The sequence below is a fragment of the Methylorubrum subtropicum genome (genome assembly GCF_038442325.1).
GTDB classification, from domain to species: Bacteria; Pseudomonadota; Alphaproteobacteria; order Rhizobiales; family Beijerinckiaceae; genus Methylobacterium; species Methylobacterium subtropicum.
Window position 1 is genome coordinate 15870 of record NZ_JBBXMW010000022.1, and the last position, 21621, is coordinate 37490.

The 21621-nt window shown below is 68.3% G+C and carries 20 protein-coding genes and 2 pseudogenes; 13 read left to right on the forward strand and 9 right to left on the reverse strand.

Annotated elements, in window-relative coordinates; all coding sequences use genetic code 11:
* The first annotated feature begins 18 nt into the window (after positions 1-18).
* Complete coding sequence (locus AAHG03_RS22625) at positions 19-1077, forward strand: DUF7146 domain-containing protein (RefSeq protein WP_342153403.1); 1059 nt, start codon at positions 19-21, stop codon at positions 1075-1077.
* Between the two features lie 330 nt (positions 1078-1407).
* On the forward strand, positions 1408-2331 hold the full coding sequence (locus AAHG03_RS22630) for a DUF2493 domain-containing protein (RefSeq protein WP_342153499.1): 924 nt from the start codon (positions 1408-1410) through the stop codon (positions 2329-2331).
* 260 nt (positions 2332-2591) lie between these two features.
* Here AAHG03_RS22630 and AAHG03_RS22635 read toward each other — a convergent pair whose 3' ends face one another.
* From AAHG03_RS22635 to AAHG03_RS22645, 3 genes are all read right to left on the reverse strand, one after another.
* Entirely contained in the window at positions 2592-3944 is a 1353-nt protein-coding gene (locus AAHG03_RS22635; protein WP_342153405.1) for a type II toxin-antitoxin system HipA family toxin, read from the reverse strand.
* Complete coding sequence (locus AAHG03_RS22640) at positions 3944-4198, reverse strand: helix-turn-helix domain-containing protein (protein ID WP_342153406.1); 255 nt, start codon at positions 4196-4198, stop codon at positions 3944-3946. The genes AAHG03_RS22635 and AAHG03_RS22640 overlap by 1 nt, the downstream gene beginning before the upstream one ends.
* A gap of 551 nt (positions 4199-4749) precedes the next feature.
* Entirely contained in the window at positions 4750-6330 is a 1581-nt protein-coding gene (locus tag AAHG03_RS22645) for a GMC family oxidoreductase (RefSeq protein ID WP_342153408.1), read from the reverse strand.
* Between the two features lie 155 nt (positions 6331-6485).
* Here AAHG03_RS22645 and AAHG03_RS22650 point away from each other — a divergent pair, with 155 nt between their 5' ends.
* From AAHG03_RS22650 to AAHG03_RS22680, 7 genes are all read left to right on the forward strand, one after another.
* Complete coding sequence (locus AAHG03_RS22650; protein ID WP_342153410.1) at positions 6486-6968, forward strand: DoxX family protein; 483 nt, start codon at positions 6486-6488, stop codon at positions 6966-6968.
* The gene (locus AAHG03_RS22655) at positions 6965-7417 is read left to right on the forward strand and encodes a cupin domain-containing protein (RefSeq protein ID WP_342153412.1); all 453 of its coding nucleotides are present in this window, start codon (positions 6965-6967) and stop codon (positions 7415-7417) included. Before AAHG03_RS22650 ends, AAHG03_RS22655 begins: the two co-directional genes overlap by 4 nt.
* Positions 7418-7421: 4 nt before the next feature.
* Positions 7422-8336, forward strand: a complete 915-nt coding sequence (locus tag AAHG03_RS22660; RefSeq protein ID WP_342153413.1) for an SMP-30/gluconolactonase/LRE family protein — start codon at positions 7422-7424, stop codon at positions 8334-8336.
* On the forward strand, positions 8333-9127 hold the full coding sequence (locus AAHG03_RS22665; RefSeq protein ID WP_342153415.1) for a VOC family protein: 795 nt from the start codon (positions 8333-8335) through the stop codon (positions 9125-9127). Before AAHG03_RS22660 ends, AAHG03_RS22665 begins: the two co-directional genes overlap by 4 nt.
* Positions 9128-9510: 383 nt before the next feature.
* Positions 9511-10326 (forward strand): Crp/Fnr family transcriptional regulator, encoded by an 816-nt coding sequence (locus AAHG03_RS22670; protein ID WP_342153417.1) that lies wholly within the window; start codon positions 9511-9513, stop codon positions 10324-10326.
* The gene (locus tag AAHG03_RS22675; RefSeq protein ID WP_342153419.1) at positions 10323-13511 is read left to right on the forward strand and encodes a PAS domain S-box protein; all 3189 of its coding nucleotides are present in this window, start codon (positions 10323-10325) and stop codon (positions 13509-13511) included. Before AAHG03_RS22670 ends, AAHG03_RS22675 begins: the two co-directional genes overlap by 4 nt.
* 44 nt (positions 13512-13555) lie before the next feature.
* Entirely contained in the window at positions 13556-13939 is a 384-nt protein-coding gene (locus tag AAHG03_RS22680) for a response regulator (RefSeq protein WP_342153421.1), read from the forward strand.
* Positions 13940-14636: 697 nt separating this feature from the next.
* On the opposite strand, the gene AAHG03_RS22685 is transcribed toward AAHG03_RS22680, so the two are convergent.
* The 4 genes from AAHG03_RS22685 to AAHG03_RS22700 form a co-directional block, all read right to left on the reverse strand.
* Positions 14637-15380 carry an alpha/beta fold hydrolase gene (locus tag AAHG03_RS22685; RefSeq protein ID WP_342153423.1) on the reverse strand — a complete coding sequence of 248 codons (744 nt, stop codon included), beginning with the start codon at positions 15378-15380 and terminating at the stop codon, positions 14637-14639.
* Positions 15381-15681: 301 nt separating this feature from the next.
* A complete protein-coding gene (locus AAHG03_RS22690; protein WP_342153425.1) occupies positions 15682-16605 on the reverse strand; it encodes a molybdopterin-binding protein in 924 nt (307 codons plus the stop codon).
* On the reverse strand, positions 16602-17483 hold the full coding sequence (locus AAHG03_RS22695; RefSeq protein ID WP_412759785.1) for a cytochrome b/b6 domain-containing protein: 882 nt from the start codon (positions 17481-17483) through the stop codon (positions 16602-16604). Before AAHG03_RS22695 ends, AAHG03_RS22690 begins: the two co-directional genes overlap by 4 nt.
* 78 nt (positions 17484-17561) lie before the next feature.
* Complete coding sequence (locus AAHG03_RS22700; protein ID WP_048434660.1) at positions 17562-17798, reverse strand: hypothetical protein; 237 nt, start codon at positions 17796-17798, stop codon at positions 17562-17564.
* A gap of 426 nt (positions 17799-18224) precedes the next feature.
* Here AAHG03_RS22700 and AAHG03_RS22705 point away from each other — a divergent pair, with 426 nt between their 5' ends.
* The 3 genes and pseudogenes from AAHG03_RS22705 to AAHG03_RS22715 all read left to right on the forward strand — a co-directional run.
* On the forward strand, positions 18225-18473 hold the full coding sequence (locus AAHG03_RS22705) for a response regulator (protein ID WP_342153502.1): 249 nt from the start codon (positions 18225-18227) through the stop codon (positions 18471-18473).
* Positions 18474-18481: 8 nt separating this feature from the next.
* Positions 18482-18853 (forward strand): response regulator, encoded by a 372-nt coding sequence (locus tag AAHG03_RS22710; protein WP_342153426.1) that lies wholly within the window; start codon positions 18482-18484, stop codon positions 18851-18853.
* A pseudogene (locus tag AAHG03_RS22715) lies at positions 18822-19055 on the forward strand (integrase core domain-containing protein); the annotation flags it as partial. The gene AAHG03_RS22710 and the pseudogene AAHG03_RS22715, both read left to right, overlap by 32 nt.
* A gap of 152 nt (positions 19056-19207) precedes the next feature.
* On the opposite strand, the pseudogene AAHG03_RS22720 reads toward AAHG03_RS22715, so the two are convergent.
* Positions 19208-20176 (reverse strand): annotated as a pseudogene (locus tag AAHG03_RS22720) (LysR family transcriptional regulator).
* A gap of 106 nt (positions 20177-20282) precedes the next feature.
* Between AAHG03_RS22720 and AAHG03_RS22725 the strand changes: the two are divergent.
* On the forward strand, positions 20283-20804 hold the full coding sequence (locus AAHG03_RS22725; RefSeq protein WP_342153428.1) for an SDR family oxidoreductase: 522 nt from the start codon (positions 20283-20285) through the stop codon (positions 20802-20804).
* Between the two features lie 81 nt (positions 20805-20885).
* Here AAHG03_RS22725 and AAHG03_RS22730 read toward each other — a convergent pair whose 3' ends face one another.
* Positions 20886-21605, reverse strand: a complete 720-nt coding sequence (locus AAHG03_RS22730) for a RibD family protein (protein WP_342153429.1) — start codon at positions 21603-21605, stop codon at positions 20886-20888.
* Positions 21606-21621 lie beyond the last annotated feature (16 nt).

Below are 21621 nucleotides of genomic sequence, written 5' to 3' on the forward strand. Positions count from 1 at the left end.
ACCCGACGGAGGCCGGCCATGCCGACCCATCCCACCGCCGCGGACCTCTCTCGCCAGCTTGCCGACAACGTCGAGGCGTTCTGCCGGCGTTACCTGTCCAACGGCTACCGATCCGGCCGTTGGTGGTGCGTCGGCGACGTCCACAACACCGAGGGCGCGTCGATGTACGTACGTCTCACTGGCCCGAGCCGGGGCAAGGGCGCCCGGGGCAAATGGGCGGACGGAGCCACTGGGGAACACGGCGACTTGCTCGACGTGATCCGGCTCCAGCGCAGCAGCGACTGGAAGGACGCCATGGCCGAAGCACGGGCGTTCCTCAGCTTGCCCCCGCCTCCGGAGACGGAGCGGGCTCGTCCGGTCCCGGAGGTGCGGGATACGACCGAGGCGGCGCGGCGGATGTGGCGTTTCGGCCGGTCGCTCACGGGCAGTCCGGCGGCGGCCTATCTGCGCTCGCGTGGGATCGACCACGCGCTCGGTCTGCCCGCCCTGCGGTTCCATCCACGCTGCTTGTACCGGCCCTCTCGCAAGCATCCGGGACCGGACACTTGGCATCCGGCACTGCTCGCCGCCGTCACCGACCTATCCGGCGCCGTCATGGGCATTGGCCGGACCTGGCTCGCCGCAGACGGGCGCGGCAAGGCCGACCTCCCGAAGCCGCGGCGGGCGCTCGGTAACCTGCTCGGCCACGGCGTGCGCTTTCCCGGTACGGTCCCGGATCTCCTGGTGGCCGGGGAGGGCGTCGAGTCGGTGGCATCCGTCCACCGTCTGATGCCCACGGTGCAGCATGTGGCCGCGCTCTCGGCCGGAAACCTCGGCGTTCTGATCCTTCCTTCCGACCTGCGCCACCTCTATATCGCCCGCGACGCCGACAAGGCCGGCGAGCGTGGGGCGACGATCCTGCGCCAGCGCGCCGAGGCTGCAGGCATCCTCGTCAGCGAGCTGATTCCCCGCGAGGACGACTTCAACCGCGACCTCTGCCATCTTGGACCACGCGATCTCGCTCTGCATCTGGCGCCGCAGCTCGACCGGAACGACGCAGTGGCCCACCTCCGGTTCGACGAGGCGGTTGCGGCCTGATCGAACCCGGATCGGGGATAAGAGCCGCAGGCTCAGGGCCGGAGGGAGCCCGTGTCCACGGCCTTCTCGAGAGGGCGACGGATGCCGGGCCGGGGCCCTTGGGTGCAACGGTCCTTGCCGACGATTTTCCGCCGCCGCCTGACGGCGGCTTTGCATCGCGAGGCAAAATCGACGGCCGGGAGCCGTCCTCCGCTGTGCTTCGGCCCGCGCCGCCGCATCGCGAAAGGTGCGATGCGGATGGGTGCGCGGGTGCGCCAGGCCCCGGGTCCGGCCTTGGGTCGCCATGAAGGCCGCGATGGACGCGGTCACCCGGACCTGAAGGAGCCCGCGATGCTCGATCACGCGATCCACGATGTCGATCTGCCGACGGCCGACCCGACCCTACTTGAGGAACTGGCGGTCACCGGTTACCGCCCGTTCGAGGAGCACGACGATCCCCGGCCGCTCCCGGCCAAGCGCGCGATGGACCAAGGTCTGCAGGTGGCGATGAGCGCCCTTGAGCAGGCCTTCGCCGACACCCGCCTGGAGGACGACATCGAGGACGTGCTGTGGGGCTTCGTTAATGTCTTCCACCGCCGCGTCGAGCAGATCGAGCGCAAGCTCGACGAGAACGAGCAGGCGCAGCGGGCCAGCCAGCGCGAGCAAGACGGCAGTGAGGTGCTCTCGGTCGAGCTGGAGCGCCTCACCGCTCTCGGGCTGACGCTGTCGGAGCGCCGCAACGCCTTCGAGTACGCCCGGGACACCGCGGCCCAAATGTTCACCCGCACCACCCGGTCGCTGTGGCGTCCACATTCCGGGTCGCGGGTCAACCGCGCCACCATGACCGCAGCGATGATCGACTCGCGCGATTACATCAGCGCGCGACGGCGGGCCGAGACCGAGATCCATCTCCCGCAGGGCACCCGCATCGCCTTCACCGGCGGCAAGGAGTATCAGGATGTCACGGTGATCTGGGACACTCTCGACAAGGTCCGGGCTAAGCACCCCAACATGGTGCTGCTGCATGGAGGCGGCGAGGGCGCCGAGCTGATCGCGGCGAAGTGGGCCGAGAACCGCAAGACGCCCCAGGTCGTATTCAAGCCGGACTGGAAGCGACACAACCGGGCCGCACCGTTCCGTCGCAACGACACGATCCTGGAGCAGATGCCGATCGGCATTGTCCACTTCCCCGGCGGCGGCATCTCCGACAACCTTGCCGACAAGGCGATGGCGAAGGGCATCCCGGTCCGGCGTGGCGTGAAGGCCGGCGCTTAGGCGCCGGCCACCTTTGGGGCAGGGTTCCATGCTGTTCCGCGCGCCGCAGCGGCAAGACAATTGTAGACAACATGAAGCCACCTGAACGCGCGGGTCGGCAACAAAGTCTGACCTTGCCCCCTCCCCTGCCCCTCATCCAAGCCATGCAGCCCGCGCCGCGCGACCGGTCGGCGCTCCACATCGCTGGTCACGCAGTCGGTAAATCCGAACCGCTATTCTGCCGACTTATCGTAAGTGGTCATAGTAAGCTCGTCACTTGCTCATGAGGGCGGATCAGTTTCTGAATTGAATTTCTGCCCGCCGGTCCTGACGTCGTTCAGCAACCGCGTTTTGTGTTCAATGGCTGTCAGTATGGAGGCCGCGAGCTGTCCAGGGAAGCCCGCGGGAAGTCCTTTCACGACGGACTCAGCCTTCGGTAGCGCTGTTTCCGCCAATTCGTCGAAAATCGATTGTACGAGCGGGAGTCCGACATGAGCGAGTTCCGCCGTCTGCAGAAAGTGCCGCGGCTGGATATCATTCACGGCATAATGCTTGTTCTTGCCGACGGACATGGCAAGCTTGAACATCTTACGGTGTATCTGTCGAGCGTCGAGGCTCGGCTGGGCCGACAGCACGTCATAGGCGGGCGTTAGACGAAATCGACCGCCCGGGGTAATGAAGACGCTGAAGTTCTTCGCGTGGCCGTCCGTGGCGCCGAGCAGCCAGAAGATGATGCTGGTGCGCATGAAGGCCGTGATGTCGTCTTCCGGGCTGTCGCTGCCCTTGAGCAACTGGATCACTTCACGCATGCCTGGTCCACCCTCGGACTGATACTTGCGTGTCGGCGGGATCGAGAGCGCCTGACAACAATCTTCCTGCGGGAGCCGCAGCAGGCGACCGTCTTTTGTCCATAAGCGGTCGAAGCGTTCGACGACGAGCGTGCGTCGTCCGCCATATTCGGCCATCTCTGCGTGCGCGGCAGGGACTCCGAGGGCTGTCATCAGCTTGAGGCAGAGATACTCGTTCTCGACGCTGTTGGAGAGATCGACGCCGTTGGGCAACTGGCCGATTTGCGGCTTCAGGATATGCGTCGTGGCCGTGGTGCCGGTTGGCTTGAACCATCGACCCTCACGGCGGAGGAGTGCCGTCTTCTCCTGTGCGCCAGCGATGGAGATCCTGAAATCTTTATCGTCGCCGACGCCGAGCGGGGCTGCGGCGAGGTTGGCGATGAGGTCGGCCACCTCTTCGTCTGATACGGGTTTGCCGGCCGTGTCGCCGACAGGACCCGGATCGAGGCCGTCCGGGAGAAATTGCAGGGCTCCGACGCAGTCCTGCCCCAGCGCCGTGAGCATGCTGTACGGATCGATGCCCTCTGCGCCGACCCGCTCCGCGACGCGACGCCTGATGGGCTCGCTGTCCGGCAAGAGATTGTCGAACACGTTGATGACGGGAGCGCCGATGTAGCGGTCCTCCCGGAGCGGCAGCGAGACTGAGATCGGGAACGTGCCGCCGAAATCGAGCCATTCCGGGGTATACTGGAAGTCGATGGCGCCCGTGCTCTCTCGTCGGAGCCTGCCGACGTGGCGCCCATTCAAGAAGACGTTGAGCGGGTGATTGGCCCTGCGCCGGGCCATCAGAAGAGATCCTCGATGTCGGCGGCGCTTCCCCGGCTGCGGGGGCGCACCACGAGTTCGAGTTCGAGCGCGGCGAGAGCCTCCATGAGCGTTCTGATTTGAACAGCGGGCGCCCCTGCCTCGAGGCGGGAGATCGTGCCTTGCCGCAGGTGGATGCGATTCCCGAGGCTGCCTTGCGTCAGGCCCGCCTGCTTGCGCATGCGACGCAGGATGGCCCCTAACTGCTTCTCGGTTCGGGCAATGTGCTCGCACATGAGGGACCTCCAAGAAGCAATATACGCGAGTTCGTATAAAACTACAATATACGCGGAAGCGTATGAAATTGGGTTATACGCGAAGCCGTCTCATGGGATTACACACGCATGGGTCCGGCAACGCACAACGCGGATCGCGACGCAGGGAGACCGCAAGCACGATTACGATGTTCGTCGGCGGATCCAGTTCCAGTCTTCGAGCGGCCCGTTGAATCCCATTGCCGGCGGTGGGCGCTCTTCCGGGTTCGCCGATCGGTCGTGCCGAGCGAAGATCGGCGTCAGCAGCAGAATCGGGGCGGCGGCGGGTCTGATCCGCTACCAGAAGGGCGGCCCCGGGGCATGCCGTGATCGAACACGGTGGAGCTGCCGACGGGCAGCCGCGCGACGACACCGGATCATGAGGTGAGACGCCGGAGCGGCCGGAGCCGGCTGGCCAATCAGACGGGAAGGGCGGGCCCGGGAGCCGCTTCGAGCCTCGCGATCGCGTCCATGTTGATTCACGAGAGGAATGCTCGTTTCCATGGCCACGCTGGCGAAACGGTTCGACGGGCTCAAAGGCGCTCCGCGATCCCGTCGGCCACGCGCAGGGCGTTGGCGATGATGGTCAGCGTCGGGTTCACGGCGCCGATCGAGGGGAAGAAGCTCGCGTCGGTGACGTAGAGGTTGTCGATGCCGTGCGCCCGGCAATCGAGGTCGAGCACGGACGTGCCCGGATCGGGCCCGAAGCGCAGGGTGCCGGCCTGATGCGCCGTGCCGCCGATCGGCGTGTCCTTGCCGAGATAGAGCGTGCGGTCGAACAGGTGCGGGTGGATGTCGAGGCTGTCGCACAGCGTGCGCAGTTTTTCGCGCAGCCGGGTCTGGGCTTCCGCGTTGGTCGCCGTCAAATCGAGATGCACCCGGCCATCGCGGTAGTGGATACGGTTCTCCGGCCGCGGCAGATCCTCGGAGGTCAGCCAGAAATCGATCGAGTGCCGGGCGATGTATTCGAACGGCCGCGTCGGCAGCCATTGCAGGAAGCCCGGCAGCCCCTCCGCCTCGATCTGCATCCCGTCGGACTTGCCGACCATCTGGATGTGGCCCAGCGGGAATTCCCATTCGTTCAGCGGGCTGCGGTCGTTCCCGTAATAGAAGTCGTTGAGCCCGAGCGTCTTCTGGAACTGCGTCGGGTTCGGGTCCTTGGAGATCGCCAGCACGGTGGTGTTGTTGTGGCGCATGTAGTTGCGCCCGACCTGGCCCGAGCGGTTGGCGAGCCCGTCGGGATGGGCGCCGTTGCCGGAGCGGAGGAACAGCAGCGCCGAGGAGAGCGCGCCGCAGGCCACCACGAACAGGTCGGCCGTGAGCACGTGGCGGCGCCCTTCGACGATCACCTCGACGCCGGTGACGCGGCCGCCGCCCGCATCGGTCAGCAGGCGCTCGGCGTAAGTATTGCGCAGGAGCGTGACGTTGGGGTGGGCGGCGAGCGTCGGGTCGATGCAGATGATCTGCGCATCCGCCTTGCCGTTGGTCAGGCTCGGATAGCCGTCGAACGGGTCGCAGCGCAGCAGCGGCGAATGCGGCAGGGTCCCGCCCTTTCCGTCCTCCTCCATCAGCGCGCCCATCGGCAGGTGGAACGGGTGGTGGCCGGTGCGGGCGAGGTCGTCGGCGAGCTTCTGGATGCGCGGCTCGTGGCTGATCGCGGGCTTGGGGTAGGGATGCGGGGAAGGCGGCTCGGTCGGGTCCTCGCCGCGGGCGCCGTGGACCTGGAACAGCTCTTCGGCCGCCTGATAGTAGGGCGCGAAGGCGTCGTACTTCAGCGGCCATTCGGGCGAGATGCCGTCCGGGTGGCGCTGCGCCTCGAAGTCGCTCTCGCGCAGCCGGAACAGCACGCCGCCATAGACCTTCGAGTTGCCGCCGACGTAATAGTGCAGGCCGGGCTTGAACGTGTCGCCGTTCGAGGAGGTCCAGGTCTCGTCCGCCTGATAGCGGGCCTTGCGGAAGACCGCGTCGGTGTCCCAGTTCTCGCGCTCGCGCGGCAGGTAGTCGCCGCGCTCGATCACGAGGACGCGCTTGCCGGTGCGGGCAAGCCGCCACGCCACCGACCCGCTGCCCGGCCCGGAGCCCACGATGATCACGTCGTAACGATCGTCGCTCATCCGTCTCGCTCCGCGTCCCGACGCGGGAACGGGCGGCAGCCGGCCCCGTTCCGGGGGAACGCGGCGGCGACGTTCTGCAAGGCATGCGCGAACCGCATCGCCGCGTCGACGTTGGCAGCCGGAAGACTCTGCCAAACGACACCACGAGAGCCCGGATGACCCTTGAGGTGCTCGCCGCCTTCGCGGCCCGAGCCTTTCTGGTGCTGCTGTTCCTGCCGTTCAGCGCCCTCGACAAGGTTCTGAATTTTTCCGCCGCGGTCGGGCAGGCCGGTCAGGCGACCGCCTCGCGCCCGCTCGCGACGGCGCTGATCCTGGCCGGGCTGTTCGTCGAGGTCGTGATGTCGCTTGGCGTGCTCACCGGCATCGCCGACCGCTTCGCCGCCTTCGTGCTCGCGGGCTACTGCGCGGTCACCGCGCTCCTGTGGAAACCGTTCTGGCGCAAACCCGATTTCCGCCTGCGCGGGCCGAGCGAGGGCCGCGAGACGTTCTGGGACTTCCTCAAGAACTTCGCGGTCGCGGGCGGCTTCCTCGCGCTGGCCTGGGGCGGGCCGAGCCAGCAGGGCGTCGCGGCCTTCCTGCACGATCCGTTCGGATCGACGCATCCCTACAGCCAAGCCATTTCGGAGACGGCGCGATGAGCGAGCAGGGCGACAAGCCGAGCGTGCCCTACTGGCACCTCTACACCGACGCGGACGGCGTCAGCCGCCAGGTCCGCTGCGCGATGACCGACTTCCACCTCGCCTCAATGAAGCCGCCGGCCTCGCCGCAATGGCAGGGCGTGAAGCACCACGACGGCATGACCACGATGATCACGGTCCAGCCGGTCGGCTGGGAGGGCACGTGGCACGAGAACCCGGCGCCGCAATGGATCATCCCCTTGAGCGGGCGCTGGTACGTCGAGTCGATGGACGGCACCCGGATCGAGATGGGGCCGGGCGAAATCTCGTTCGGCGAGGACCAAGGCTGCGCGACGCGCGACGGCAAGACCGGCCACAAGTCCGGCACGGTCGGCGACGCGCCCGCCGTGCTGATGGTGGTGCAGTTTGACACCAAGCGCGCACTTACCACGCCCTGCCGGTTCGGGTGAGCCGATGGAAGGGTTCGAGATCCACGATCCCCGGTTCCGGCGATACGTGCTCGACAATGCCGGGCTGGAGGAGATCGCCGCGGGTTTCCGCTGGGTCGAGGGGCCGGTCTGGATGGGCGACTGGAACTGCCTGCTGCTCCAAGACCTGCCGCGAAACCGCACCATGCGCTGGAGCGAGGCGGAAGGGCTGTCGGTCTACCGGGCGCCGTCCGATTACGGCAACGGGCAGGCCCGCGACCGCGAGGGCCGGCTGATCACCTGCTCGCATCACGGCCGCTGCTTGTACCGCACCGAGCACGACGGGCGCGTGACGCGGCTCGTCGATCGCCACGCGGGCAAGCGGCTGAACGCGCCCAACGACGTGATCGTGAAGTCCGACGGCACGATCTGGTTCACCGACCCGCTCTACGGCATTTCCAACGACTACGAGGGCGGTCGCCAGGAGAGCGAGCAGCCGCCGGCGCTCTACCGTTTCGATCCGGCGACGGGCGAAATCCAGATCGCGGCGGGCGATTTCGACGGGCCGAACGGCCTCGCCTTCTCGCCCGACGAGCGGCGCCTCTACGTCTCCGAGACCGGCGACCAGAGCCACTCCGACCCGCGCCAGTTCATCCGCGTGTTCGATGTCGGCCAGGACGGGACGCTCACGGGCGGCGACATCTTCCATAAGATCGAGCCCGGCTACTGCGACGGCATGAAGCTGGACGAGGACGGCAACGTCTGGTCGAGCGCCGCCGACGGCGTCCACTGCCTCTCACCGGATGGGCAACTCCTCGGCAAGGTGCGGGTGCCCTATCGCGTCTCCAACATGACCTGGGGCGGGGTGCACCGGAACCGCCTGTTCATCGCCGGCTCGCAGCGCGTGTTCTCGATCTTCCTCAACCGCCGCGGCGCCGCGCTGCCGGGGGCCGGGCGATGACGGATCTTCGCATCGCCGCGATCCGGCTCCTCTGTCCCGATCCGGCTGCCACCGCCGCCTTCTACCTGGCAGCGTTCGATGCGAGCGTCGCTCCCGACGGCTCGCGTGTCATGATCGGCGCGCAGACGATCGAGCTCGCGCCTGCCTCGGAGCGAAGTCCCGAGCCAGCGCCCTCGAACGCCACCGACTTCCAGCACTGCGCCCTCGCCGTCGCGGACATGGAGGCGGCCTACGCGCAACTCTCCGGGGTGCCCGGCTGGACGCCGATCTCGCGAGGAGGGCCGGAGCGGCTGCCCGCGGCGTCCGGGGGCGTCGCCGCGTTCAAGTTCCGCGATCCCGACGGACACCCGCTCGAACTCCTGGCCTTCCCGCCCGACGCCGTGCCGCCGGTCTGGCAAAACAGGCCGGGCCTGTTCCTCGGGATCGACCACACCGCGATCACCGTCGCCGACACGGAGCGCGCGGTCGCCTTCTACGCCAGCCTCGGCTTCACGGTCGCGAGGCGGGGGGTGAACCGCGGCGCGGAGCAGGCTCGCCTGGACGGGCTCGACGCGCCCGTGGTCGAGGTGACCGGCCTCGCACCGCCGGGCGGAGCGCCGCCGCACCTCGAACTTCTGTGCTATCGCGCGCCGGGGCCGATCCCGCGATCCTGCACCGACGGCTCATCGCTCGCCACCCGCATCGTCGTCGCCGGAAGCGGCGATTCCGACACGCCATTGCGTGATCCGGACGGCCACAGGCTTCTGATGGCCTCCGGCACATTTCGATCTGACGCCCTCCACGAACCTTAACCGCTTCGCCGGCGATGGCCAGTCAGGATCGGACGAACGCTGCCCGGCGACGCCGGTTCTCCATCTCTGGATCGAGGACGATGCCATCGAGGACCTGCTTCTAGTTGCAGCCGGTTCACGATGGAACCGGGATGGAGTTCGTGTGCCCCTTCGAGGCCGAGAGCGCCTGAAGAATCGCGCGGTATGGTCGGTTCAGACCGGCGGCGGGCACGCGCGGACAGGACGTTCCGCGAACCGCTGACCTTCCCGAGCATCCGCTCCGACCGGCTCGAAAAAAAGTGGCGCTCCGGAGCCCGTAGCCCAATGACTTGTCAGGTAATGGACATCTTTGCGCCGGGAAGTTCGCTATTGCACAACTCAAATGCCGTCGTCCGAAGTGCCCCGTGTCCAGCTTCCCTATCCGCTCCCTCGACGGCAACCTGCTGCTCGAAGCCCTCGACCGTGACGATCGTGCGCTGCTGACGCCCTACGCGGAGCGGCGCGAGGTCGGGCGCGGCGACGTACTGTTCCGGGCCGGCGACGACGTCAGCCACGTCACCTTCCCAGCCCAGGGCTGCGTCGTCACGCTGGTGGTGCCGCTGCGGGACGGCAAGTCGGTCGAGACCGCCACGGTCGGTCGCGAGGGGGCCATCGGCGGGGTGGTCAGCCAGGGTTACCTGCCGGCCTTCGGCCAAGCGGTGGTGCAGGTCGCCGGCCCGGTCATCCGCATCGACGCCGACCGCTTGGCCGAGGCCAAGCACGCCTCCGAGACCGTCCGCGACCTGTTCGTACGCTACGCCGACTGCCTGCTGGCGCAGGTGCTGCAGTCGGTCGCCTGCAACGCCGCCCACACCATTGAGCGGCGCTGCCTGCGCTGGCTCCTGACCCTGCAGGATAGGCTGGGGACGCCGGACCTGCCAGTGACCCACGAGGTGCTGGCCGACATGCTCGGCGTGCGCCGCGCCTACCTTACCGGGGTGCTCGGACGCCTGCGGCGCGAGGGCTTGATCGAGATCGGCCACAGGCGGCTCTCGCTCCCGGACCGCGCACGGGCCGAGGCGGCGGCGTGCGAATGCCATGCGGCCGTGCGGCACCACTTCTCCGAGGTGCTGGGCGCGGTCTACGCGCCGGGCGGCCGGATGGTCGCCGTCGACGCCAGCGAGCCGGACCGACTGAAGCCACCCTCGTCCGCGGTCACGCTTCGGGAGCTGGCTCGGTGAACCTCGATCTCACCAGCCCGCTCCCCGCCGAGGACGACGGCCGTCTCGCCGCGCTTGCCGCCTTCGCCATCCTCGACACGCCGCCCGAGCGCGGCTTCGACGACGTCGTCCACCTCGCCCGCCGGCTCTGCGACGCCCCGGTGGCGCTCGTAAGCCTGGTCGACCGGGACCGGCAATGGTTCAAGGCCCGCGCCGGCTTCCCGCCCTGCGAGACCGACCTCGACCGCTCGGTCTGCAAGTTCGCCCTCGCCGAGCCGGACCTCCTCCAGATCCCTGACCTGACCCTCGACCCCCGCACCCGCGACAATCCGCTGGTGACCGGCGAGCCGCACCTGCGCTTCTACGCGGGAGCCCCGCTGCGCACACCCGAAGGCCATGCCCTGGGCAGCCTGTGCGTGATCGACCACGCCCCGAGGCCCGGCGGCCTGTCCCCGGCCCAGGCGGAGAACCTGACGGCGCTGGCACGGCAGGTCATGGATCAGCTGCTGCTGCGCCGGTCGCTGGTCGAGCGCGACGCCATGATCCACGAGCGGCGCGTCTCCGAGCGCGAGCGCGACGTCCTCGGCGCGACCCAGGCTGACGTCGCGGGCGCCGGCGGCGAGCAGGACGTGGTTCTCGGCAAGCTGCTCGAAGGCGCCATGGGCGCGGTGCCGGCCGCGGACGGGGCGGTGCTCGAACTCGTCGACGGCCAGGCGCTGGAGTACCGCGCGGTCCGGGGAAGCCTCGCCGCGCACAAGGGCCTGCGGGTGCCGCTGGGCGACAGCTCCTCCGGTCGCAGCTTCACGACCAACAGCCCGCTGCTCGTCGCCGACGCCCGGGCGGACGCGCAGGTTCGGCCGGACGTCGCCGCGTCGCTCGATCTCGGCTCGGCCATCCACGTGCCCGTCACCCGGGGCGAGGCCGTGCTGGGCGTCCTGAAGCTGCAGTCGCGCCATGCCGACGCGTTCGGCGAACGCGACCTCGCGCTGCTGCGGATGTTCGCGGCCACGGCCACCTCCGGCCTGACGCAGGTCAGCGAGGCGGCGGCACAAGCCGCGCTGCGGGCGGGCGAGGCACGCTACCGCGCCGTGTTCGAGAGCATCGTCGACTACGCCATCGTGGTCATGGACCTCGACGGGCGCGTCACCGAGTGGAACGCGGGCGCCGAGCGGATCCTGGGCTGGACGGCCGACGAGATGCGGGGGCGTCCGGCGGACGTGTTCTTCACGCCGGAGGACCGGGAGACCGGCATCGCGGGGCGGGAGATGCATGCCGCGATGACGGTAGGCACCGGCAACGACGAGCGCTGGCACCTGCGCAAGGGCGGCGAGCGCTTCTTCGCGCTGGGCGTGATGATGGTGCTGCGCGACGAGGCCGGAGCGGCCACCGGTTTCGTCAAGGTGCTGCGCGACCGTACCGAGCAGCGGCTGGCCGAGGAACGGCTGCGGCAGAGCGAGGAACGCCTGCAGATGGCGCTGTCGGCCTCCGGCGGCGTCGGCCTTTGGGACTGGATGGTGGACACCGACCTGCTGCACGGGGACGCGCAGTTCGCACGTCTGTACGGACTCGACGCGGACGAGGTCGCCGCCGGCGTCACGATGGAGCGCTACCAGACCTTCGTGGTGGCCGACGACGTCGCACCGCTGCGCGCGGCCATCCGAGACACCTTCGACCACGGCGCCAAGTTCCTCGTGGAGTACCGGCTCGCGGTGCCGGGGCGGCCCTTGCGCTGGATCGAGTGCCGAGGCGGGCTCGTCCACGACGAGGCGGGCGTGCCCCTGCGCTTCTCGGGAACCGCCGTGGACGTCAGCGCGCGCAAGGCGGCGGAGGTCGAGGCGGGCAAGCTCGCCGCCATCGTCGCGCAGTCCGGAGACTTCATCGGCTTCGCCACGCCCGACGGCCGGGCCGCTTTCGTCAACGAGGCCGGTCGCCGCCTCGTCGGGCTGCCGGACCTCCCCGCTGCCAGGTCCACGCGCATCCTCGACTACTTCGTGCCCGAAGAGCACCAGCGCCTCGTCGAGGAGGTGCTCCCCGCCGTCGAACGCGACGGCTTCTGGGAGGGCGAACTGCATTTCCGCCACTTCGTCACCGGCGCCGCGGTGCCGGTGCATTACAACATCTTTCCCGTACGCAACGCGGCGGGCGACCTGCTCGGCTACGGTACGGTCACCCGCGACCTGACCGAGGAACGTCGCAATCGGGAGAGCCTGCGCGCGAGCGAGGCTTCGCTGCGGGCGGTACTCGACACCGTGCCGGTCGGCATCCTGTTCGCCGAGGCCCCGTCTGGGCGCATCGTCGGCGGCAACCGCCGGCTGGAGGAGATCTTCCGCCATCCGGTTCTGCCCTCGCCGGACGCGGAGAGCTACGGGGAGTGGGTCGCCTTCCACGAGGACGGACGGCGCGTAGAGCCGCAGGAATATCCGCTCAGCCGGATCATCCGCGAGGAAGCGGAGCAGGCAGCGCTCGAATGCCACTACCAGCGCGGCGACGGCACCCGGGTCTGGATCGAGATCGTCGGCGTGCCGATGCGGGACCCCGACGGTCGGATGACCGGGGGTGTCGTCGCCGTCGCGGACGTGGACGACCGGCGCAAGGCCCAGGCGCACCAAGACCTTCTCAACCACGAACTCTCCCACCGGATGAAGAACCTCCTGGCGATGGTGCAGGCCATCGCCGCCTCGACCCTGCGCGGCGCCACGGACGTCGACGCGGCCCGCGACGTACTCGGCAGCCGCCTCGTGGCGCTGGGCAAGGCGCACGACATGCTTCTGGGCGGCGCCGCCGAGAGTGCTCAACTGTCGGCGGTCGTGCGGGAGGGCGTCGGCGTGCAGGAAGCCGCCGGTGCGCGGGTCTCGTTCACCGGGCCCGATGTCGACATCGGCGGCAAAGCCGCCCTGTCCCTGGCCCTGACGCTTCACGAACTCACCACGAACGCGGTCAAGTACGGCGCCCTGTCGGTGCCCGAGGGCCGCGTCTCGCTCACGGCGTCGCTGATCGACTTGGCCGAAGGTCCCGACCTGCGCATTGCCTGGACGGAGACGGGCGGACCGCCGGTCGTCCCTCCCTCGCGCAAAGGGTTCGGGTCGCGCCTGATCGAGCGCGGGCTGACCGCCCAGGTCGGGGCGAAGCTGGCGCTCGCCTATCCCCGCGAGGGGGCGACCTGTGTCATCGAAGCGCCGCTGGCGAATTTTCAGTCGATGCAATGACCGGCGGGCGCAACGATGGGCCCGTCGCGTCGTTACCGCTCGCCATGACCGATGACGCCCCCGAGAAGACGGCCCTGGTGGTCGAGGACGAGATGCTGTTCCGCCTGGAGGTCGTGGATCTCCTGGAGGCGGAGGGCTACGCTGTGGTCGAGGCCGGCTCCGCCGCTCAGGCCCTCTCACGCCTTGACGATACCATGTCCCTGATGGTCACCGACATCCGCATGCCGGGGGCGATGGACGGCGTCGGGCTCGTCCAGGAGGTGGCGCGGCGGCGCCCGGACATGGCCGTCGTCGTGGTCTCGGCCCAGGTGACGCCGAGGCCTGGAGAGTTGCCTGCGGGCACCCCCTTCGTCGGCCGGCCCTTTCTGGAGAGCAGCATCCGCGCCGCTATCCTCGAAGCCGTTTCAGGCCGGCGCCGGAGGGCGTAACCCTGACGCCCGCCACCGAAGCCGAGTCAGCACGTGGCGTCTGGTCACCTCAGGGCGGCGTCGGCATGAGATTTCGTCTCGGGCGGTCGACCCTCCTGGCGTGCCAAGTGTTGAACGTACCTCTACGCAGAAGGAACCGCGAGGACGGATCCGCCATGTCCAACACGCCGCGCCCCGATTACGACCCAATGCTGCCCATCTGCGATCCGCCGCTCGAGCTAAAGCCTCTGAGGGTGAACCACCGGCGCCGCTGCCTCCCAGTCCCATCAAGGCCCGCTAAAATAAAAATCCAACAGCTTGACCTTGAGATAGCCTGGTTGTGACCCCTTGCGGACGTTGAGCCCGAGGCTTTTCGATGGCCGCTTCGCCACACGAAGCTGACATGCCAGCTGCAAACGGAATTATAAACAGATAGCTCGGTGGATTGACCAGACCGCTCATAACGGTCCGTCCAAACCATCGATCCCCTGGGCGGGACTCGGCTTTTTTCCGGTAGGACACGAGAAACGGCCCGGAATAGGTCGGTCCTGGCGGGTATTTGCGACGCTTGGCGAAGGCTCGACCAAACAGAGAGATGATGCCGTGCCGCCGCCCTGGCCCCTGCATCGCTGGTTGAGCCTTGCCGCCGCCGACGCGTTCACTCCCGTAACCCCACTGGGACGGGAGCCCCGATGTCGAGTCTGTGCGACAAGCCGTTTCAAGGCGCATCCTTCCCGACCGTTTCAAGGATCACGCGCGCCGTCTCGGCAGGCTGATCCCAGTGCGGGAAGTGGCCGCAGCGCTCGAACCAGTGCAGATGTGCCGACGGGAATGCCACCTGGGCGCGTGCAGCCTGGCGCGGCAGCAGAAGGTGGTCTTGGCGGCCCCAGCCTATGGTGACAAGGCCGGGGGTCGTCACTGAACCCTGCTGCAACGGCCCGCGTGCCAGCTCACGCAGCATCGCATCGAACACCGGTGTGGCCGCCAGGCTCTGCAGTTCCTCCACGACAAGCTGCGGTGGCAGCACCCACGGACGGGCCGACAGTTGGGCCAGCAGCAGCGTACGGCTGACGGCGTGGCGCGACAGGCCGGGATGGAATGGCCGTAGCAACCGCACCAGGCGTATTGACGCCGCGAGCGTCCAGTGAAACCAGGGCGTTTCCCATCCGTGCCAGAAACCGCCGGGATCAAGCGCCACGCAGTGCCGACCGATGCCCCGCCGCGCCAGCTCCAGCACCAGCCGCCCCCCTACCGAACTGCCGACAAGGTCCGCTGACGTCAGGTCTTGCGACTGCACGAAGCTGGCGAGGGCGTCCGCATGGGCCTCCATGGTCTGCCGACCCGCGAGCGGTGCCGATCTGCCATGTCCTGGCAGGTCGACCAAGATCAGTTCGCGCGAGCCGCGCAATGCGGGCAAGAGCGGATCCCAGGTGCGAAGATTGGACCCCAACCCATGGATCATCAGTAGCGGTCGGCCTGTGCCGAGGCATTCAAAATGTAGGGACATGACCGCATTGTCCTCTTATTCGCGCTGCAGTCCGAACATTGGTCCGTCGCGGGTTTCGCCGGGCAGGGCGTCTCAGCTAGGTCCGCGGACTGCTCATATCGAACGCACCCAGGTGGCGTCGCCGGTCCGATAGCCAGCCAAACGGCGCAGGGCCGACCCTACTCCGCAGTTTCGCAGGCGGATGCCACCGGAGTTCGACACGAGAGAGCTGCGCGCTCAATGCTCGCAGAAACGTGGACGTCACGTCCGGGCAGACTCAGATGCCGGCGTACCAGGCGTAGCCCTGATCCTCCCAGTAGCCGCCCTTGCCCCCGCCGATGTGGGCGAAGCTCTCGACCACCTCGATCCGCATCACGTACTTCGCCTGCTTGTAGCCGAGGTTGCGCTCGACCCGCAGCCGCAGCGGTGCGCCGTTCGACACGGGAAGCGCCTCCCCGTTCATGTCGTAGGCCAGGATGGTCTGCGGGTGGAACGCATCGACCAGGTCGATGCTCTCGTAGAACCGAACCGGCGTTCCGCCGCTGGCCGCATCGTCCTCCGTCGCCTGTTGGCCACCGGAATCCTTCCTGCTCTCGTCGCCGCCCGACTGCCTCGTCATGCTTGGGTTGGCGTTGCCGCCAGGGACATCGTCGGCCGCCTCGTCGTCTCCCCCGCCTTCGAGCGGACTGCCCTGGTCCATGGTGTCGGCGCAGTGGAACACCACGTAGCGCGCCTCCGGCTTGAGCCGAGCGCGATTGAGCAGTTCGGCGAGGGGCACCCCGGTCCATTTGCCGATGGCGCTCCAGCCCTCGACGCAATCGTGCCGGGTGATTTGGGTGCGGGCCGGAAGCTTGCGGAGTTCGGCGAGGGACAGCTTGAGGGGCACCTCCACGAGGCCGCCGACCTCCAAGTGGTACTTGGCGAACTTGCCCTTCGCCAGGGCCTTGTAGTCTTTGTCCGGCGGGTCCTCGGTGCCGTTCGGCTTGAACCACGGCGAGATGTCGGCCTCGGCGTATTCCGGTGCCAGCGTCGCGTCGCCCAGGAGCAGGCGCTGGACGAACATGTTGGCGTCCTCGCCGGTCTTCAGCGTTCGCCGGAACCACTCCGCGTTGCCTAGGCGGTCGCAGCCTCCGAGCATGGCCGCCGCGGCCGTGGCGGAAGCCCCCACCAGGAGGGCGCGTCGGTTGGGTGAGCGGCTCATGCCTGGGGCTCTCCGGCATGGACGACCGGCTCGACCTTGCGCTCGATCACGAACCAGCCGGTGAGCATGCCGCGCATGTTGTTCCAGAAGCCCGACAGCAGGACCAGGGCAACGTGCACGACCACGAACAGGACCAGCAGGCCCGCCACGACGAAGTGGACCGTGCGGGCCGACTGGCGTCCATCGAAGAGCGTCAGAAGGAAGGGAAAGGCCGCGTTCATCGCCGGCGACATCGCGAGCCCGGCCAGCACCTGCACCGGCAGGAGCACGAACAGCACGACGAGGTAGGTGAGCTTCTGGATGACGTTGTAGCGCTTGGCCTCGTCTCCTTGAGGGAAGCGCAGCATCAAGTGCTCCCAAACCGAGGCCCCGAAATGCCGGATCTGGTCACGGGACGGGATCACACGGAACCGCAGCTGCCCGCTGACCAGACCATAGAGCAGGTAGGCGATGCCGTTCAGGACGAAGGCCCAGGCGAAGAAGAAGTGCCAGGAACGGCCGCCGGTAAGGTCCTGGTCGCTCGGCAAGGTCGTCCAGGCCGGGAAGCCTCGGTCCGTCGCCTCGCCGTCGGAGCCGACCGATGAACCGAGCCAGCCCGTCGTGTCGAAGCCATGGCCGAACACCGTCGTCATGCCCTTGGGCGGGTCGTCCTCGGTCTGGGTCATCGCCATAAGCGGCGCGTCGAAGGTCGAGACCTTGCCCCAGTAAAGGGCCGGGTGGGCGTTGAAGATCTGCAGGCCGCTCATCAGCAGGACCAGCAGGCAGATCGCGTTCACCCAGTGGGTGACCCTGATCACGAGGGGATGGCGAAACATCCAGCGGCGGCGCTCGACCTCGCCGGTCTCGGGGGCTGATCGGGTCAGGTAGGTTCGAGCCAAACGGTCTTCCCCGCACTCTGGACGGCCAGGGCGGAGGCCCCTGGGTCGGGGCCTCCGGAATCGCACGGCGCCTTCAAATCACATGCCGCGGTTCATCATCATCCGCTTCTTCATCATGCGGCGCTTCATCATCTGCTTCCGCATCATGCGCTTCTTCATCATCATCCGTTCGCTGCTGGTCATCCGGACCTGGGTGACGTCAGACGGGGCGGCCTGAAGTCCGTTCGGGCCCATCGGGGCGGCCGAGGCGGCGCCGGCACCGAGCGCGAGGCTGCCAAGGACCGAGGCGGCGAGGGCAAGGGTGGTGATCTTCATTCAATGTCTCCTGTACGGGGAAGGAATCCACTGTCGCACATTGGGAGAAGACAAGGTGCGACCACCAAGTTCCTGAATTATCAAATAAAAACCCGCCTCCGATGGCGTTGGAACGCACGAAATCGGACGCCGAGGCGGGGCCTCGCGCCACGCCCAGGCCGGGCGTATGGCGACCTGTACGGCGGCGGTCAGACGAAAGTTTCAGACCAGACCGGGAATGCCGACAGCCCCCCAAGGCCGGCGCTCGAGTCGATGCCGCGGCAGCGGAGAAGCGTCGGATGGTGGCCTACCCCTACCTCCCGGCACCGCTGGTGACCCCTGGGACGGACTCGCTTCGTCGGGTGCCGCGTTACCCTCGGACCCGGCGTTCACACGCTGTAGATCCTTCGCGGCGAGAACGGGCATGAGCGCCTGTCCAAGCCGCACCTGATCCTGCTTGACCTGAACATGCCGCGCATAGACAGAATCGAGTTCCTGGAAGCGGTCCGCGCTGACGAGGAGCTGCGTTCGGCGGTGGTGTTCATGATCACCACCTCGAAGGCCGACGAGGACCGGATGCGCGCCTACGGGCACAACGTCGCCAGCTACATCGTCAAGCGCGACCCGGCCAACACCTTCATGGAAGCGGTGGCGCTGCTGGAGCACTACTGGAAGGTCGTCGAGTTCCCGGCATAGTCGGCCCAGTGACCAACCCGACCCGCATCCTCCTGATCGACGACGACGCGGTCGACCGGGCCGCGGTGCGGCGTGCGTTGGTCAAGTCCGGCCTTGCCCACACCCTGAGCGAGGCCGCCGGCGGCGAGGAGGGCCAACGTCTCGCCTCGGAAGCGACCTTCGACTGCGTGCTGCTCGACTACCGTCTTCCGGGCATCGACACGTTCGCGCTGCTTAGGACGCTGCTGGCGGCCGAGGGCGAGGCGCGGGCCGTGCTGATGCTGACCGGCGAGGCCGACCCGGACCTGGCGACGCGGCTGATGCGGGCCGGCGCGCTGGACTACATCGACAAGGCCGAGGTCACGCCGTCCGGCCTCGCCGTGGGAGAACGGGTACTGTGAGAGCTTTAACGGAAAGCTGCGGGACGAGTGCCTGAGGCAGGAGATTTTCTACTCGCTGAAAGAGGCGCAGGCCGTGATCGGTCTCTGGCAGAACACCTACAATCGCGTCCGGCCGCACTCATCCTTGGGCTACCGACCGCCCGCGCCGGTCACCTTCCCGGATCTGGCCTTCCGGCTACCCATGGCCGCCACCATGCAGTAGCCTCTCAATCGGCCCGGTCCAAAATACCGGTCAGGTCAACGTGAGCGAATGATTGTGCGAAGTCGCGGCCAGGGCCATCACCGCCCTGAGCCCCAGCAGGATCACCGACGGCGTCAGGGAAGCCCGCCCAACGTGGAGCTCCGCTATCTCCTTCATGACGCGGTCCCATTCCCGGGGTCTTTGTGGAGCGCCAGGACCGCAAGCTTGCCGTCCCACGGGGCCGGGGACGGGAACACCTCCCCGAGGAAAGCCAGGAACGCCCTCACGTTCGGGCTGCCGCGACGGCTCTTGGGCCACAGCGCGGTGATGACGGAACGCTCGGCCGCGAACTCCTGCAGGACAGGCACCAGCAATCCCCGCTCGAAATAGGGGGCTGCGATGTATGTCGGCGAGATGCCGATGCCGCCGCCGGCCACCAGGATGGTCGCAACCGCGTCGCTGAAATCCGTGACGATGCCGGCGTTCGGGGTCAGTTCGACCGTGCGGCCGCCGATCCAGAACGGCCAGCGCAGGGCCTGGCCCGTACTCTGGAAACGGAACTTCACGCAGTCGTGGTCGACCAGCTCGTCGGGGTGCCTCGGCGTCCCGCGTCGCTCCAGGTATGCGGGCGACGAGAACGCGCAGAGCCGGTGCGGCGCAAGGCGCCGTGAGACCAAGCGGGAATCGGAGAGCTCCCCGACGCGGATGGCGACGTCGATGCCCGCCTCGACGAGGTCGGCGAAGCGGTCGCCCAAGCGCAGGTCGACGGATAGCCGCGGATGGCGCTCGCGGAAGCGCCGGCGCCAGCAGGTGCAAGCCGACCGGGACCGGCGCCGCCACCTTCAGGATGCCGGCCGGTTCCGAGCGCGCCGCCACGGCGGCCTGCTCGATCTCCTCGGCCTCGCGCAGGAGGCGCAGCGCCCGCTCATGCAGGTCGCGGCCCTCCGGCGTCAGGGTCAGCGAGCGCGTGGTCCGCATGAACAGGCTCAGCCCCAGCCGGCCCTTCCAGCCGCTGCACGCTCTTGCTGATCGCCGACGGCGAGATGCCCAGTGAGCGCGCGGCGGCCGTGTAGCTGCCGAGAGAGGCCGAGCGCGCGAAAAGCGATAATGCCGGTGAGCCGGTCGATGCCGATCTGTTCCATGGCGGCAGGAGTGAACCGACAACAAGCGAGATTACCAAGCTCGAAGCGATGACCCATCCTTCTGCCAACAGGCGCCGCTGGGGCGCAGTCGGGAAGAATCATCGTCATGGGCAGCATCCTCCAGGACCGTACCGTCGTCATCTTCGGCGGCACCTCCGGCATCGGCCTCGCGGCCGCCCAACAGGCCAAGGCTGAGGGCGCCGAGGTCATCGTGGTCGGCTTCAACGCCGAGGGCGCCGAGCGCGTCGCCGCCGAGAACGGCTTTGCCGGTTGGCGCGCCGCCGACGTGACCTTCATCTCCGGTGCGCTGGCGGATCGCCCGAGCGCCCAGGGCACCGCGGTGCTCGCCGCCGCCTCGGCCGCGATGGAGGCGCTCGCCCGTGGCCTCGCCCTCGAACTGGCGCCGGTGCGGGTCAACACGCTCTCGCCGGGCACCACCGACACACCGCTCCTGGCCCGCACGCTCGGCGCCCACCGCGACGCCTACGTCGCAGCGCTCACCGAGAAGCTGCCGCAGCGCCGCCTCGGCACGGCGGAGGAGGCGGGCGCCGCGGTCGTCTTCCTGATGGGCAGCGGCTTCATGAACGGCGAGACGCTGCACGTCGACGGCGGCGCCCGTCTCGTTTGACCGCCGTCACCCGCCACGGCTTGCCTGTCTCCGCGAACTCTACCCACCGCAGTCACGGTGGGACGGTTCCCTCGCTCCGTGTCAGCTCCCCGGTGCCTCTTCGACCCGGTATCGAAGCCAGACCATGCCGCCCTCAAGCGTCTCGGTGTGGAAGTGGCGGAGCGCCTGCCCAGCCCCTGGGCACTCGTCGGGCCCGCCCTGGTACTCGAAGATCGTCTGCACGCCCGCGAGGCCGTCGACGGCCGGGTGGATGAGCACGCTAATCTCGTCGATCAGGCCGGTTTTCAGGAAGGCACCGTTGATGGCCGCCCCGCCCTCCAAAAGCAGGGTTTCGACGCCGAACGTCTCGCCGAGAGCGTCCATGGCCTTGGCGAGGTCGCGGCCGTCTGGACCCGCGAACAGGTAGGACACGCCGTCCTCGCGCAACTCGGCGAGGTAGGCGTCGGAAACGGCCTCCGAGAGCACGGCGACGGCGTGGTCCCCATGCAGGTGGTCCTGCCGGTAATGGACCTTACCGTGCGGGTCGATGGCGACCGCGAGGTCCCGGTCCCTCCGGTCGCCGACGAACGGCTCGCGGGAGGAGACGCCGGGCGAGGTGACCGTGCGGGCCTTTCCCTTCGAGATCTCCTGCATGGTGACCCGCCCGCACATCCAGCCCTGGGCGCCGAGCTTGGGCGAGACCTCGTCGTAGTGCTTTCGGAGCCGGGCGGCGTCGACGCCGGCGGCCGGCCCGGTGAACCGGCTCGGATGCAGCTTGCCGTCGATGGACGTCACCATGTGGCAGATGATCTTCGGGCGCATCGCGCGTCCTCCTTCG